General features: G+C 72.8%; 10 protein-coding genes. 3 read left to right on the plus strand and 7 right to left on the minus strand.

Annotated elements, in window-relative coordinates; genetic code table 11:
* Nucleotides 1–65: 65 nt before the first annotated feature.
* From DBP14_RS07240 to DBP14_RS07250, 3 genes are all read left to right on the plus strand, one after another.
* The gene (locus DBP14_RS07240; protein ID WP_129306206.1) at nt 66–5,081 is read left to right on the plus strand and encodes an ATP-dependent helicase; all 5,016 of its coding nucleotides are present in this window, start codon (nt 66–68) and stop codon (nt 5,079–5,081) included.
* Between the two features lie 134 nt (nt 5,082–5,215).
* Nucleotides 5,216–6,061 carry a DNA-formamidopyrimidine glycosylase family protein gene (locus DBP14_RS07245; protein WP_129306207.1) on the plus strand — a complete coding sequence of 282 codons (846 nt, stop codon included), beginning with the start codon at nt 5,216–5,218 and terminating at the stop codon, nt 6,059–6,061.
* A gap of 32 nt (nt 6,062–6,093) precedes the next feature.
* Nucleotides 6,094–6,858, plus strand: coding sequence for an SDR family NAD(P)-dependent oxidoreductase (locus tag DBP14_RS07250; RefSeq protein ID WP_129306208.1), 765 nt, complete (start codon nt 6,094–6,096; stop codon nt 6,856–6,858).
* Between the two features lie 318 nt (nt 6,859–7,176).
* Here the strand turns inward: DBP14_RS07250 and DBP14_RS07260 are convergent, their stop codons facing one another.
* The 7 genes from DBP14_RS07260 to DBP14_RS07290 all read right to left on the minus strand — a co-directional run bounded on the left by DBP14_RS07260 (nt 7,177) and on the right by DBP14_RS07290 (nt 15,090).
* A complete protein-coding gene (locus DBP14_RS07260; RefSeq protein WP_129306210.1) occupies nt 7,177–7,647 on the minus strand; it encodes a DNA starvation/stationary phase protection protein in 471 nt (156 codons plus the stop codon).
* Nucleotides 7,648–7,815: 168 nt separating this feature from the next.
* On the minus strand, nt 7,816–8,190 hold the full coding sequence (locus tag DBP14_RS07265) for a helix-turn-helix transcriptional regulator (protein WP_129306211.1): 375 nt from the start codon (nt 8,188–8,190) through the stop codon (nt 7,816–7,818).
* 109 nt (nt 8,191–8,299) lie between these two features.
* A complete protein-coding gene (locus DBP14_RS07270; protein WP_129306212.1) occupies nt 8,300–8,845 on the minus strand; it encodes a CinA family protein in 546 nt (181 codons plus the stop codon).
* The gene (gene pgsA, locus DBP14_RS07275) at nt 8,842–9,651 is read right to left on the minus strand and encodes a CDP-diacylglycerol--glycerol-3-phosphate 3-phosphatidyltransferase (RefSeq protein ID WP_129306213.1); all 810 of its coding nucleotides are present in this window, start codon (nt 9,649–9,651) and stop codon (nt 8,842–8,844) included. The genes DBP14_RS07270 and pgsA overlap by 4 nt, the downstream gene beginning before the upstream one ends.
* Entirely contained in the window at nt 9,648–11,120 is a 1,473-nt protein-coding gene (gene rimO / locus DBP14_RS07280; RefSeq protein ID WP_129306214.1) for a 30S ribosomal protein S12 methylthiotransferase RimO, read from the minus strand. Before rimO ends, pgsA begins: the two co-directional genes overlap by 4 nt.
* A gap of 93 nt (nt 11,121–11,213) precedes the next feature.
* On the minus strand, nt 11,214–12,053 hold the full coding sequence (locus DBP14_RS07285; RefSeq protein ID WP_129306215.1) for a helix-turn-helix domain-containing protein: 840 nt from the start codon (nt 12,051–12,053) through the stop codon (nt 11,214–11,216).
* Nucleotides 12,054–12,333: 280 nt separating this feature from the next.
* Entirely contained in the window at nt 12,334–15,090 is a 2,757-nt protein-coding gene (locus DBP14_RS07290) for a DNA translocase FtsK (protein ID WP_129306216.1), read from the minus strand.
* Nucleotides 15,091–15,177: the final 87 nt, after the last annotated feature.

A 15,177-nucleotide genomic window follows, 5' to 3' on the forward strand; every position in this document is an offset into this window, starting at 1 on the left:
CCGGCCTCGGCGCCTCGTTTGCGCAGGTCAGGCCGATTGTCAGTGGCCGGGTGCAGGATGGACGCATGGTCAGCTCCGCACACCGAGCCCTCGACGGCTTCTCGCCCGCGACCCGCGGCTGGTTCACGGGGGCGTTCTCCGCGCCCACCGCGGCCCAGGCGGGTGCGTGGCGGGCCATCGGCGAGGGCTCGGACGTGCTCGTGGTCGCCCCGACCGGCTCCGGCAAGACCCTGGCCGCCTTCCTCGCCGCCCTGGACCAGCTGGCGTCCGCCCCTCCGCCGGCCGACCCCAGGAAGCGCTGCCGGGTGCTGTACGTGTCGCCGCTGAAGGCCCTCGCGGTCGACGTCGAGCGGAACCTGCGCAGCCCGCTGACCGGCATCCGCCACGAGTCCGTGCGCCTGGGCCTGCCCGAGCCCGAGGTCAGGGTGGGCATCCGCTCGGGCGACACGCCGGCCGCCGAGCGCCGCGCGCTGTCCACCCGCCCGCCGGACATCCTGATCACCACCCCCGAGTCGCTGTTCCTGATGCTGACGTCGGCCACGCGCGACGCGCTGACAGGGGTGGAGACGGTGATCCTGGACGAGGTGCACGCGGTGGCGGGCACCAAGCGCGGCGCGCACCTCGCGCTGTCCCTGGAGCGACTGGACGAGTTGCTGCCGCGGCCCGCCCGCAGGATCGGCCTGTCGGCGACCGTGCGCCCGGTGGACGAGGTCGCCCGGTACCTCTCGCCGCGCCGCAAGGTGGAAATCGTCCAGCCGGAGTCCGGCAAGGAGTTCGACCTGTCCGTGGTCGTCCCGGTCGAGGACATGGGCGAGCTGGGCGGCTCACCCGCGGCCGACGGGAACGACGGGGCGGAGCGGCCGTCGATCTGGCCGCACGTGGAGGAGCGGATCGCCGACCTGGTGCAGGCGCACCGGTCCACCATCGTGTTCGCCAACTCGCGGCGCCTGGCGGAGCGGCTGTGCAACCGGCTCAACGAGATCGCGTACGAGCGGGCGACCGGCGAGCCGCTGGACGAACACCACGCGCCGGCCGAACTGATGGGCGGTTCCGGCGCGGCCCAGGGCGCGCCCGCGGTGATCGCCCGCGCGCACCACGGTTCGGTCTCCAAGGAGCAGCGCGCCCTGGTGGAGGAGGACCTGAAAGCGGGCCGGCTGCCCGCCGTGGTCGCCACGTCCAGCCTGGAGCTGGGCATCGACATGGGCGCGGTCGACCTCGTCGTCCAGGTCGAATCGCCGCCCTCGGTGGCCTCCGGACTGCAGCGGGTGGGCCGCGCGGGACACCAGGTGGGTGCCGTCTCCACCGGTGTGGTCTTCCCCAAGTACCGGGGCGACCTGGTCCAGGCGGCGGTGGTCACCGAGCGGATGCGTTCGGGCTCCATCGAGTCCCTGCGGGTGCCCGCGAATCCGCTGGACGTGCTGGCCCAGCAACTGGTCGCCATGACCGCGCTGGACACCTGGCAGTTCGACGACCTGCTCGCGGTCGTCCGCCGTGCCGCCCCCTTCGCCTCGCTGCCCGAGTCGGCGTTCACGGCCACCCTGGACATGCTCGCCGGCCGCTATCCCTCGGACGCCTTCGCGGAGCTGCGCCCGCGCGTGGTGTGGGACCGCGTCGCCGGTACGGTCACCGGGCGTCCGGGCGCCCAGCGGCTCGCCGTCACCTCCGGCGGCACGATCCCCGACCGCGGTCTGTTCGGGGTGTTCCTCGCCGGTTCCGACCCCAAGAAAGGCGGCGGCCTGGTCGGCGAGCTGGACGAGGAGATGGTGTACGAGTCCCGGGTGGGGGACGTCTTCACGCTGGGGACGAGTTCCTGGCGCATCGAGGACATCACGCGCGACCGGGTCCTGGTCTCGCCGGCTCCGGGGGTGCCGGGCAGGCTGCCGTTCTGGAAGGGCGACCAGCTGGGCCGGCCGCTGGAGCTGGGCCGCGCGGTCGGCGCGTTCCTGCGGGAGGTCGGCTCCCTGGCCAAGGACGACGCCCGGCTGCGGCTACTCGCGGCGGGCCTGGACGCCTGGGCCGTGGACAACGTCCTGTCCTACCTGGACGAGCAGCGCGAGGCCTGCGGCCACATCCCGGACGACCGCACGATCGTCGTCGAGCGCTTCCGTGACGAGCTGGGCGACTGGCGGGTCGTCGTCCACTCCCCCTTCGGCGCGCAGGTCCACGCGCCCTGGGCGCTCGCCCTCGGCGCTCGTCTCTCCGAGCGGTACGGCATGGACGCGCAGGTCATGCACGCCGACGACGGCATCGTGCTGCGCCTGCCGGACGCCGATCTGATGGGCCTGGACCTGCTCGACCAGGAGCCCGTGAAGGCGGGCGCCGAGTACGACAGCGAGCAGGCGCCGGTCGGCGCGGCGGACGTGGCCTTCGACAAGGGCGAGGTCGACCAGGTGGTCACGGACCAGGTCGGCGGCTCCGCCCTGTTCGCCTCCCGCTTCCGCGAGTGCGCCGCCCGCGCGCTGCTGCTGCCGCGCCGCAACCCGGGCAAGCGCACCCCGCTGTGGCAGCAGCGTCAGCGGGCGGCGCAACTGCTGCAGGTGGCGAGCGAGTTCGGGTCGTTCCCGATCGTGCTGGAGGCGGTCCGCGAGTGCCTCCAGGACGTCTTCGACGTCCCCGGGCTCGTCGAGCTGATGGGCGACATCGAAGCCCGCAAGGTCCGGCTCGTGGAGGTCACCACCCCCGAGCCCTCCCCGTTCGCGCGCTCCCTCCTCTTCGGCTACGTGGCCCAGTTCCTGTACGAGGGAGACTCCCCGCTCGCCGAGCGCCGCGCCGCCGCCCTGTCCCTGGACTCGCGGCTGCTGGCCGAGCTGCTGGGCCAGGCGGAGCTGCGGGAGCTGCTGGACGCCGAGGTGCTGACCGAGCTGGAGCGGGAGATCCAGTGGCTGACCGAGGACCGCCGGCTCAAGGACGTGGAAGGCGTGGCGGACGTGCTGCGGGTGCTCGGCCCCCTGACGGACGCCGAACTGGCCGAGCGGGGCGCCGAACCCGCGTGGGCGGGCGAGCTCGCCGCCGCCCGCCGCGCCATCCGGGTCCGGATCGCCGGCGCGGACCACTGGGCAGCGGTCGAGGACGCGGGCCGGCTGCGCGACGCACTCGGCACGGCGCTGCCGGTCGGCGTCCCCGAGGCGTTCACGGAGCCGGTCAAGGAACCGCTGGGCGACCTCCTCGCGCGCTACGCCCGCACCCACGGGCCGTTCACCTCGGCCACCGCGGCGGCCCGGTTCGGTCTGGGCGTTGCGGTCACCGAGGGCGCCCTGCAGCGGCTCGCGGCGGGCGGCCGTGTCGTCCAGGGCGAGTTCCATCCGGCGGGCATCGGACAGGAGTGGTGCGACGCGGCCGTGCTGCGCCGGTTGCGGCGCCGTTCGCTGGCCGCACTGCGGCACGAGCTGGAGCCGGTGCCGCCGGCGGCGCTCGCGCAGTTCCTGCCGCAGTGGCAGCACATCGGCACGGGACACGGGCTGCGGGGCATCGACGGGCTGGTGCGTGCCATCGAACAGGCGCAGGGGGCGTCCGTGCCCGCCTCGGCGCTGGAGAAGCTGGTGCTCCCCTCCCGCGTGGCCGGCTACACGCCGTCCATGCTCGACGAACTCACCGCCGCTGGGGAGGTGGTGTGGGCCGGGGCGGGCTCGCTGCCCGGCAAGGACGGCTGGGTCTCGCTGTATCTGGCGGACGCGGCGCCCCTGCTCCTCCCGCCACCGCATCCGCTGGAGCTGACCGCGCTGCACCAGTCCGTCCTGGACGCCCTGTCCGGCGGCTACGGACTGTTCTTCCGCCAGATCGCCGACCAGATCCGCGCGACGACCCACCCCGAGGTCACCGATCCCCAGCTGGCGGACGCCGTCTGGGACCTGGCCTGGTCGGGCCGGCTGACCAATGACACGCTCGCGCCGATGCGCTCCGTGCTGGGCTCGGGTCGTACAGCCGGATCGACGGCCCACCGCGCCAAGCGCGCGGTCCCGCGCGGGCGCTACGGTTCGCTGACCGCCGCCGCCCGCACCGCCTCCCGGACCGGGCCGCCGACCGTGGCCGGCCGCTGGTCCCTGCTGCCCGCACCCGAACCGGACGCCACTGTGCGGGCGCACGCGCTGGCCCGCACCCTCCTCGACCGGCACGGCGTGGTCACCCGGGGAGCCGTCGCGGCGGAGGGCGTCGAGGGCGGTTTCTCCGCGGTGTACCGGGTCCTGTCCGCGTTCGAGGAGAGCGGCCAGGCGCGGCGCGGTTATGTGGTGGAAGGGCTGGGCGCCGCCCAGTTCGCGATGGACGGCGCGGTCGACCGCCTGCGCGCGGTGTCCAACGCCCGCGACCGGAACGAGGGCCTGTCCGCCCCCGCCCGTACCGACGGCGCCTCGCCCGCCTTCGGCTCGGCCGCGTTTCCGGGCACCGGCACCGACCCGCTCGGCCCCCTGCCCTTCCCGGACGGCGGCCACGCGGCTCCCGGCGGAGCGGACCGGTCGGACCCCGGGTACGGGCACCCAGGGGTGGAAGGCGATTTCACCTGGCCGCCGGACGGTCACACCACCGCCCCCGGTGACTACGTCTCCCCCCGCGACCTCGCCCCGGCGGATCCCTTCGCCTCGCCCGGCTACGGCGGCCCCAGAGGCGGCGGCTTCGGGCAGGGACCGGGTGCGGGCCGAGGCCCGGACCGGAGCTTCGGCAACCGGCGTACCGGTGCCCGAACCCCCGGCGGAGACCCGCGTGCCGTCGTCCTGGCCGCGGCCGACCCGGCGAACGCGTACGGCGCGGCGCTGCCCTGGCCGGAGTCACCGACCGGGGCCGGGCACAAGGCGGGCCGCAAGGCGGGCTCGCTCGTCGTGCTGGTGGAGGGCCAGCTGACGCTGTACATGGAGCGCGGCGGCAAGACACTGCTGGCCTGGCCGTGCGACCCGGACACCGCCGCCGTCGACGACCCCCGGCTCCGTACGGCGGCGGAGGCGTTGGCCGCGGCCGCCCGCGCGGGCTCCCTCGGCACGGTCACGGTGGAACGGATCAACGGAGCCTCCGCCCTGACCTCCCCTCTGGGCGCCCTCCTGGAAGGAGCCGGCTTCATCGCGACCCCGCGCGGCCTGCGCCTCAGAGCCTGACCAGAGGCCGCACCCGCACCCCGGGCCCCGAGCCGGGCTCCCGCACCCCGGGCCCGGGTCCCGCACCCCGCACCTTGGCTCGCGCATCCCGCACCCCGGGCCCGCCCTCGGTCGCCCCATGGCACGCTTGAACCATGCCCGAAGGTGACACGGTGTGGCAGGCAGCCCGGCGGCTGCACAGCGCCCTGGCCGGCGAAGTGCTCACCCGCAGCGACTTCCGGGTGCCGAAGTACGCCACGGTCGACCTCACCGGGCGGACGGTCCTGGACACCGTGGCGCGCGGCAAGCACCTGCTGACCCGGTTCGAGGGCGGTTTCACCCTGCACACCCACCTCCGCATGGAGGGTGCCTGGAAGGTCTACGGCGAGGGTGAGCGCTGGCGCGGCGGCCCCGGGCACCAGATCCGGGCGATCCTCGCCGCGGCCGGCCGCACCGCGGTGGGCTACCGCCTCCCCGTCCTGGAGTTCCTGCGCACCGCCGAGGAGGAACGGGCCGTCGGTCATCTCGGCCCCGATCTGCTGGGCCCCGACTGGGACGCCGGGCGCGCCCTGTCCAACCTGCTCGCCGAGCCCTCCCGCCCCCTCGGCGAGGCCCTGCTCGACCAGCGCAATCTCGCGGGTATCGGCAACGTCTACAAGAGCGAGCTGTGCTTCCTGCTCGGCGTGACCCCCTGGCTGCCCGTCGGCGCGCTGCCCGAGGACCACGCCGCCCGGTTGCCCGCGCTCGCCAAGAAGCTGCTGGAGGCCAACCGCGACCGCCCGATCCGGCAGACGACGGGCGTCCGCCACCACGACCTGTTCGTCTACGGCCGTGCGTCCCGCCCCTGTCTGCGCTGCCGCACGCCCGTCCGCGTGGCCGACCAGGGTGACGGCTCCCAGGAACGCCCCACCTACTGGTGCCCGTCCTGCCAGCAGGGCCCCGCACCCGCACCGGGATCAGCCCAGAAGTGGCGTGACCGCTATCCCCGCCGAGACAATTGACGGACCATCAGAAATGCTCGTACCGTCGGGGAATGGCCCTCACGGCGTACGACCTCACCGGGCGCACCGCGTTCGTCACCGGCGCCGCCGGCGGCATCGGTCGGGCCTCGGCCGTCCTGCTCGCCGAGGCGGGCGCCACGGTGCACTGTGCCGACCGGGACGTGGACGGCTTGCGGGGCACGGGCAAGCTGATCGAGGAGCGCGGCGGCACGGCCCGTACGCACGTCCTGGACGTCACCGACCGGGCGCGGCTCGGCCAGGCCGTCCGTTCCTGCGGCCGTCTGGACGTGATGGCGGCGATCGCCGGGATCATGCACAGCAGCCCCGTGCTGGAGACGCTGGACGAGGATCTCGACCGGGTGATGAGCGTCAACTTCAAGGGCGTGCTGCACGCGTGCCAGGAGGCGGCCCGGCTGATGCTCGCCCACGGGACCCGGGGCAGCATCGTGACCATGGCGTCCGGCGCGGTCGACACCGGCGGGCCGGGCCTACTCTGCTACGGCGCGGCGAAGGCGGCCGTGGTCCAGCTGACGAAGACGCTGGCCACCGAGGTCGGCCGGCACGGCATCCGGGTCAACGCGGTCGCGCCGGGCTGGATCCGCACGCCCATGACGGACCGTCATGACGGCGAGGCCCAGGCGCACACCGAGTCGGTGATGGCGCGGATGGCACCGCTGGGCCGGGTGGGCGAGCCGGAGGACGTCGCGCATACGGTGCTGTACCTGGCGTCCGACGCCTCGGCGTTCACGACGGGTCAGATCCTGCGTCCCAACGGCGGTGTGGCGATGCCCTGGTAGCGTCGCTCGCCCGCCAGGCGTCGGACCACCGCCCCGCCCGCACGGCCCCCTCCGCCTGTCCCTTGGGCACACAGCGCACCGGCAGCAGGCTGATCCCCCAGCCGCCGGCCACGACGGCCCCTTCGAGCACGCCCGCGCCTTCCCCGAGGGCGATCCGCACCGCGGCCCACCACCACACGGCCCCGCACCCGAGAGCGGCCGCCCACCGCAGTGCCCGCCGCATCATGTGCCCGCCTCCTCCGCCCGGACCCTAGAACGCCGCCTCACCGGCGTGACAGGCGCACCAAGGGGCTCACCGATGCACCGCGGAACAGACGGCTAGGCGTTCTCCGCCTGGAACATCCAGTGATGCTTCTCCAGGTCCGCCGTGATGCCGATGAAGATGTCCTGCGTGACCGGGTCGGGCTCGCCGGTGGACTCCACCCGCTCGCGCATACGGGTGATCACCGCGCCCAGGGCGTCCACCATCGCGCCGACCCCGTCCCCGTCCTTGATCCAGCCCGCCGGAGTGTCTCCGATGCCGCTGCCGGAGGAGATCGTGGCGGCGCGTCCGTCCGGCGAGACGCCCAGCGCCGACGCCCGTTCGGCGACCGTGTCGGCGTGGGTGCGGGCGGTGGTCACGACCTCGTCGAGCTGCAGGTGGACGGACCGGAAGCGGGGCCCGACGACGTTCCAGTGGATCTGCTTCGCGACCAGGGAGAGGTCCAGCAGATCGACGAGGGCGCCCTGCAGCGCCTCGCCCACGGTCTTCAGGGCGTCGTCGGGCAACGGACTCTTCACGACGTTCATACGCACGCTCCGGTGGTAGGCCCCCGCGTCCCTCCACCATGACCGCACCGGCCCGCACCGGCAAACGGACGCACGAGGCCCACCCGCAGGCGCCCGGACACGGCGAGGCCCCGGCCGCACCGGCTCCGGACTTCCGGAGCGGCCCCGGCCGGGGCCTCACACACACGCTCAGGCAGCGACGACGTCCACCGCTTCGGCGGGCGCCTTGATGGTCACCCGTTCCGGTGGCACACCCGTCACCGACACGGAACCCAGCATCGGGCGGACCGGTGCGGGTACAGGGTCGGTGGCCGCTGCGGACTGGGCCAGCTCGGCGAGCGCCAGCTCGTCGCTCACTTCTCGCATGAGTTCCGACATCCGTACGTCCAGCGCGTCGCAGATGGCGGAGAGCAGCTCGGAGGAAGCCTCCTTCTGCCCCCGCTCCACCTCGGAGAGATAGCCGAGTGAGACTCGGGCGGACGAGGAGACTTCGCGCAGAGTACGGCCCTGGCGTTGGCGCTGCCGACGCAGCACGTCACCCAGCAGGCGACGGAGCAGAATCATCGGTGGCTCCCTCCTCGGACCGCGTAGCCGCATCCTTCACGCCCCACCGTACCGCCTCGCGCCGCGGCCGTGCGGGGAGCGATGTCGTGTTCACTCAGGGCTGCAAACATCAAAACCCCCCGTTCCGTTCCGTATCCTGTGCCCGCTCGTTCCCGGTCTGTCGGCCCGCCAGCTCCCTCAGGAGGAGCGCGAGCACGCTCCGTACACTCTCCATACGGATTTCCGCACGGTCGCCGTTCAACCGCAGGGCCTCGACTCTTCCGCCACCGGCAGAACCGGGAACCGCGCTCCGGGGCCCGTCGGCGGCCACGAACACCGTGCCGACCGGCTGGCCGTCCTGCGGATCGGGTCCCGCGACTCCGGTGGTCGCGATGCCCCAGTCGGCGCCCAACGCCTCCCGCACACCTGCGGCCATCTGGGCCGCGACCTGCGGATCCACCGCTCCGCGCTGCTCCAGCAGGGTGGCGTCGACACCCAGCAGATCATGCTTGAGTCCGGTGGCGTAGGCGGTGACCGAACCCCGGAACACCTTCGACGCCCCGGGGACGGACGTGATCTCCGCCGCGACCAGACCACCGGTGAGCGACTCGGCCACCGCGAGCGTCTCGCCCCTCACGGTCAGTAGTCGCACCAGTTCGGTGGCCGGCAGACTCACTCTTCCGTCTCCTCCAACGCGGCCGCGCGCTCGGCGATTCCCTGCCGGCGCAGCACAATGGCCTGTCTCACATAGTCGAGGCCGGTGACCACGGTGAGGACGACGGCCACGGCCATCACCCAGAACCTCAGGGTCGCCAGCCACCCCGTCAGCGCCAGCACGTACATACCGACCGCCACGCCCTGGGTGAGGGTCTTGAGCTTGCCGCCGCGGCTGGCCGGGATCACGCCGTACCGGATGACCAGGAAACGCAGCAGCGTGATGCCGAGTTCCCGGCCGAGGATCACGGCCGTGACCCACCAGGGCAGGTCGCCCAGGGCGGACAGGCACACGAGCGCCGCGCCCATGATCGCCTTGTCGGCGATGGGGTCGGCGATCTTGCCGAAGTCGGTGACCAGGTTGTAGGTCCGCGCCAGGTGCCCGTCGAACAGGTCGGTGATCATGGCGATGGCGAAGGCCGCCCAGGCGAGGGAGCGCCAGGCCGGGTCGTACCCGCCATTCTCCAGCATCAGCACCACGAAGCCGGGCACCAGGACCAGCCGCAGCATCGTCAGCAGGTTGGCGACGTTCCACACGCTGGCCTGGTTGACGGCGGCGGCCGTGATCTTCTTCCCGCGCGCGGGCCGGGCCTCACCCGTCACGCCGGCGTCCGCGGCCGGAGCAGGAGCGGTGGCGGGAGTCGAAGCATGAGCGGGAGCCGCGGGAGCAGCAGCGGCGGGAGCGGCGCCGTCGGCCGCGGCGGCGGAACCCCGGGCGCCCTGGGCGCCGGAGGAGCCGCCCGCGGCGGATGCCGGGACTCCGGTCATCTGCCCGCCTCCTCACTACACCCGAGCGAGCCGGTGAGCGGCTCGGCGACCAGGTCGACACCCTCCGTACCGACCACCTTCGCCTCGACCATACGTCCCGCGGTCAGGCCCTCGCCGCTCGTGAGCAGCACCTGGCCGTCGGTTTCCGGCGCCTGGTGCGCGGCGCGGCCGTACATCCCCTCCTCGTCGTCGACGGACTCGACGAGGACGTGCACGGTCTCGCCGAGACGCTCCTCGGCGCGCTGCGAGACGAGTTCCTCGGCGAGCCGGGAGACGCGGGCCAGCCGCTCGGCGACGACGTCGCCGTCGAGCTTGCCGGTGTAGGTGGCCGCTTCCGTGCCCTCCTCGTCGGAGTAGCCGAACACGCCGATGGCGTCCAGGCGGGCGCCGCTCAGGAAGCGCTCCAGTTCGGCCAGGTCGGCCTCGGACTCGCCGGGGAAGCCGACGATGAAGTTGGAGCGCACGCCAGCCTGCGGCGCCTTGCCGCGGATGGTGTCGAGCAGCTCCAGAAAGCGGTCGGTGTCGCCGAAGCGGCGCATGGCGCGCAGCACGCCGGGCGCGGAGTGCTGGAAGGACAGGTCGAAGTAGGGGGCGACCTTCGGGGTGGAGGTCAGTACGTCGATCAGGCCGGGGCGCATCTCTGCCGGCTGGAGGTAGCTGACGCGCACGCGTTCGATGCCGTCGACCTCGGCCAGCTCGGGCAGGAGGGACTCCAGCAGGCGGATGTCGCCCAGGTCCTTGCCGTAGGAGGTGTTGTTCTCGGAGACCAGCATGATCTCCTTCACGCCCTGCTCGGCCAGCCAGCGGGTCTCGTTCAGCACGTCGCTCGGGCGGCGTGAGATGAACGAGCCGCGGAAGGAGGGGATGGCGCAGAACGAGCAGCGGCGGTCGCAGCCGGAGGCGAGCTTGACGGAGGCGACGGGCGCGCCGTCCAGCCGGCGGCGCAGGGGCGCGCGGGGGCCGGAGAGGGGCGCGACGCCCTCGGGGAGGTCGGCCGGGCCGTGGCCGGGCAGCGCTACGGTCGTGGCCGATTCCTGGCGCTCGGCCGGGCTGATCGGCAGGAGCTTGCGTCGGTCGCGGGGGGTGTGGGCGGCGTGGATGCCGCCGGAGAGGATGGTCTGCAGGCGGTCGGAGATGTCGGCGTAGTCGTCGAATCCGAGCACGCCGTCGGCCTCGGGGAGGGCCTCGGCCAGCTCCTTGCCGTACCGCTCGGCCATGCAGCCCACCGCCACGACGGCCTGGGTTCTGCCATGGTCCTTGAGGTCGTTGGCCTCCAGGAGGGCGTCGACGGAGTCCTTCTTGGCGGCTTCCACGAAGCCACAGGTGTTGACCACGGCGACGTCCGCGTCAGCGGCGTCCTCCACGAGCTGCCAGCCGTCCGCCTCCAAACGGCCTGCGAGCTCCTCCGAGTCCACCTCGTTACGGGCGCAGCCGAGAGTGACGAGTGCGACGGTACGGCGTTCAGGCATGGGCTCAAGACTACTTCGTCCGTACGACACCCCACGTCGACGGGGTTGGCCGATCTTGGCCAACCCCGCTGGACGGCTTCCCGCGAGCGGCTGTCAGCCGACCTCGGGGTCGCCCTTGGTGTATGTCAGGCGCTCCACCGCGCCCGGCTGGAAGTCGTCCTCGATCTTCTTGCCGTTGACGTAGAGCTGGATGGCGCCGGCGTCGCCGAGGATCAGGTTGATCTTGGAGCTGTCCTGGAAGGTCTTGGACTCGCCCTTCTTCAGCAGCCCGTCGAAGAGCATCCGCCCGTTGTGGTCCTTGGCGGAGATCCAGCTGCGCCCGTTGGGGGCGCTGACCTGGACGGTCACCTTGTCCTGGGGGGCCGCCGCGATGGCGCTGTCGGACGGCTCGGACTTGGGTGGGGCCGGCTTGTCCTTCTTGGGTGTGGGCGAGGCGGACTTGGCGCTCGGCGTGGCACCCTCGGCTACCTGGGACTTGGCGTCGTTCCCGCTGTCGCCGCCCTTGAAGGCGGTGAATCCGACGAAACCGATCACGGCGACGATCGCCGCGACCATGGCCGCGGTCCAGTTGGGTCCGCGCCGCTCGGGACGGATCCGCTCCGCCTCGAACAGGGGTGCGGCAGGGGTCGGGGCGGGCCGGCCGCCGTGCTCGGCGTCGTACCGCTCGATCAGCGGGCCGGGATCGAGGCGGACGGCCCTGGCCAGGGTCCGGATGTGGCCGCGGGCGTACACGTCGCCGCCGCAGGGGGCGAAGTCGTCGGCCTCGATGGCGTGCACGATGGCGATGCGGACGCGAGTGGCGCTGCTGACGTCGTCGACGGTCAGCCCGGCCGCGATGCGCGCCTGCTGCAGGGCGCGCCCGACGGTGGGACGGGCTTCCTCGGACACGTCTTCGAACGGACGCTCGTCTTCAGGGGAGTTGCCGATGGACACGGGGGCGCCTTTCGAGCGTGTAGCCACCTGCTGGAGGTTCAGTCTAGGGGGGGTACGAAAGGGTGGGGCAACCGGGCGGTATGACTTTGTACGCCATCGGACTGGCCCGACAATCCGACGACACGGCCAGACACGAAATCCCCCGCTGGGACCCGCACCTGCCCTCTCCCTCAACTTGACGTACAGCAAAGGGAAACGGTTGCCCGCCGTTCTCTAACGGGTGGATCACGGCGGTGCCGCCGTCCGGCCCAGTCCGTTCGGCCGGACGGCCGACCCCTGCCTAACCCTCCGTCTCCCCGCGAATCACGGCGAGCACACCGTCCAGTTCGTCAGCTTTCACAAGAACATCACGCGCCTTGGATCCCTCGCTGGGCCCGACGATGTTCCGGGACTCCATGAGGTCCATCAGCCGGCCGGCCTTGGCGAAACCGACCCGCAGCTTGCGCTGGAGCATGGACGTCGACCCGAACTGGGTGGAGACCACCAGCTCGGCGGCCTGGCACAGCAGGTCGAGGTCGTCGCCGATTTCCTCGTCGATCTCCTTCTTCTGCTTGGTGCCCACCGTGACGTCGTCCCGGAAGACCGGCGCCATCTGGTCCTTGCAGTGCTGGACGACGACCGCGACCTCCTCCTCGGTCACGAACGCGCCCTGCATACGGGTCGGCTTGTTCGCGCCCATCGGCAGGAACAGCCCGTCGCCCTTGCCGATCAGCTTCTCCGCGCCCGGCTGGTCGAGGATGACCCGCGAGTCGGCGAGCGAGGAGGTGGCGAAGGCCAGCCGGGACGGCACATTGGCCTTGATCAGACCGGTGACGACGTCGACGGACGGCCGCTGCGTGGCGAGCACCAGGTGGATGCCGGCCGCGCGCGCGAGCTGCGTGATCCGCACGATCGCGTCCTCGACGTCCCTGGGGGCCACCATCATCAGGTCGGCCAGCTCGTCGACGATCACCAGCAGGTACGGGTACGGCTGCAGCTCCCGCTCGCTGCCCTCCGGCGGCTTGACCTTGCCCTCGCGGACGGCGCGATTGAAGTCGTCGATGTGGCGGTAGCCGTACGCGGCGAGGTCGTCGTAGCGCAGGTCCATCTCGCGCACGACCCACTGCAGCGCCTCGGCGGCCCGCTTGGGGTTGGTGATGATCGGCGTGATCAGGTGCGGGATGCCCTCGTAGGCGGTCAGCTCGACGCGCTTGGGGTCGACCAGGATCATCCGGACGTCCTCCGGCGTCGCCCGCATCATGACCGAGGTGATCAGGCAGTTGATGCAGGACGACTTGCCGGAACCGGTGGCGCCCGCGACCAGCATGTGCGGCATCTTCGCCAGCGAGTGCATCACGTACCCGCCCTCGACGTCCTTGCCGAAGGCGACCAGCATCGGGTCGTCGTCCTCGGCGGACTCGGCGAGGCGCAGCACGTCACCGAGGTTGACCATCTCCCGGTCGGTGTTCGGGATCTCGATGCCGACCGCGGACTTGCCGGGGATCGGGCTGATGATCCGCACGTCCGGGCTGGCGACGGCGTACGCGATGTTCTTGGTCAGGGCGGTGATCCGCTCGACCTTCACGGCGGGGCCGAGCTCGACCTCGTAGCGGGTGACCGTCGGGCCGCGGGTGAAGCCGGTGACGGCCGCGTCGACCTTGAACTCGGTGAAGACCTGGGTGAGCGAGGCGACGACCGCGTCGTTGGCCGCGCTGCGCGCCTTGCCGGGGCCACCGCGGGTGAGGAGGTCCAGTGAGGGCAGGGCGTAGGTGATGTCCCCGGACAGCTGGAGCTGCTCCGCGCGCGCGGGCAGGTCGCGGACCGCTTCGGGCGCCTTCTTGGTGAGGTCGGGGACGCTCCCGGAGGGGATCTTCTCCTGCTTGGGCCGGGCCGGCGCCGGGACCGGCGACGGGGAGGGGGCCTTCGACGGCGACGGCGAGGGCGCCGGGACCGGTGTGGTCTCCTCGCGGTCGCCGACGCTGACGCCCTGGGTGAGGTCGGCGACGACCTGGGACGGCGGCATGCCGTGCAGGACGGCGCCGTCGAGAGCGGCCGCGGCCGCCGCCGCCACGTCCACCGCGTCCATGTGCCGCGCCGGATCGGGCTGCGGCACCGCCGAGCGCCGCGGCCGGCCCCGGCGCTGGGTGAGCGCCGCCTCCTCCGCGCTGTCGGGGTCGTACGCCTGGGGGGCGCTCGGGCGCTTGCGGGGGCGCCCGGGCAGCGCCTCGCGCCACTGCTCGTCGTAGCGCTCGTCGTCGTCGGTGAGCTCGTCGTCCTCCGGGTCGGGCAGCAGGCCCAGCTTCACGCCGAGCGTGCGCAGCCGCTGCGGGATGGCGTTGACCGGCGTGGCGGTGACCACGAGCAGGCCGAACACGGTGAGCAGCACCAGCAGCGGTACGGCCAGCACCTCGGACATGGAGTACGTCAGCGGGGTCGCCGCCGCCCAGCCGATGAGGCCGCCGGCGTCCCTTATGGCCTGCATGCCGCCGCTGCGGGCGGGCGAACCGCAGGCGATGTGGACCTGGCCGAGCACGCCGATGACGAGCGCGGACAGGCCGATCACGATCCGGCCGTTGGCCTCCTGCTTCTCCGGATGCCGGACGAACCGTACGCCGATCACCGCGAGCAGTATCGGCACCAGCAGGTCGAGCCGGCCGAACGCGCCGGTGACCAGGATCTCCACCAGGTCGCCGACGGGTCCGCGCAGATCGGCCCACGTACCCGCGGCGACGACCAGCGCGAGGCCGAACAGCAGCAGGGCCACGCCGTCCTTCCGGTGCGCCGGGTCGAGGTTCTTCGCGCCCTGCCCTATGCCCCGGAAGACGGCGCCGACGGCGTGCGCCAGGCCCAGCCAGAGGGCGCGCACGAGCCGGTAGACGCCCCCGGTGGGGCTGGGTGCCGGCTTGGGCGGCGGCGCTGCCTTCTTGGCCGGGGCCTTCTTGGCGGGCGCCTTCCCGGCCGGGGCCTTCTTCGCGGCGGCCTTCCTCGCCGGAGCCTTCGCGGGAGCGGCCGCCTTCTTCGCGGGCTGCTTCTTGGCTGCGGAGGGACGTGTGGCCATGGAGTGAGGTTACCGGTGGAGACGACAGGGGACACGTGTGCCGACTGGTTCACCCGTTCGTGTCGCCCTTGCCGGGGCCCGAAGCTG

This window comes from Streptomyces sp. L2 (assembly GCF_004124325.1).
In the GTDB taxonomy this organism is placed as follows: domain Bacteria; phylum Actinomycetota; class Actinomycetes; order Streptomycetales; family Streptomycetaceae; genus Streptomyces.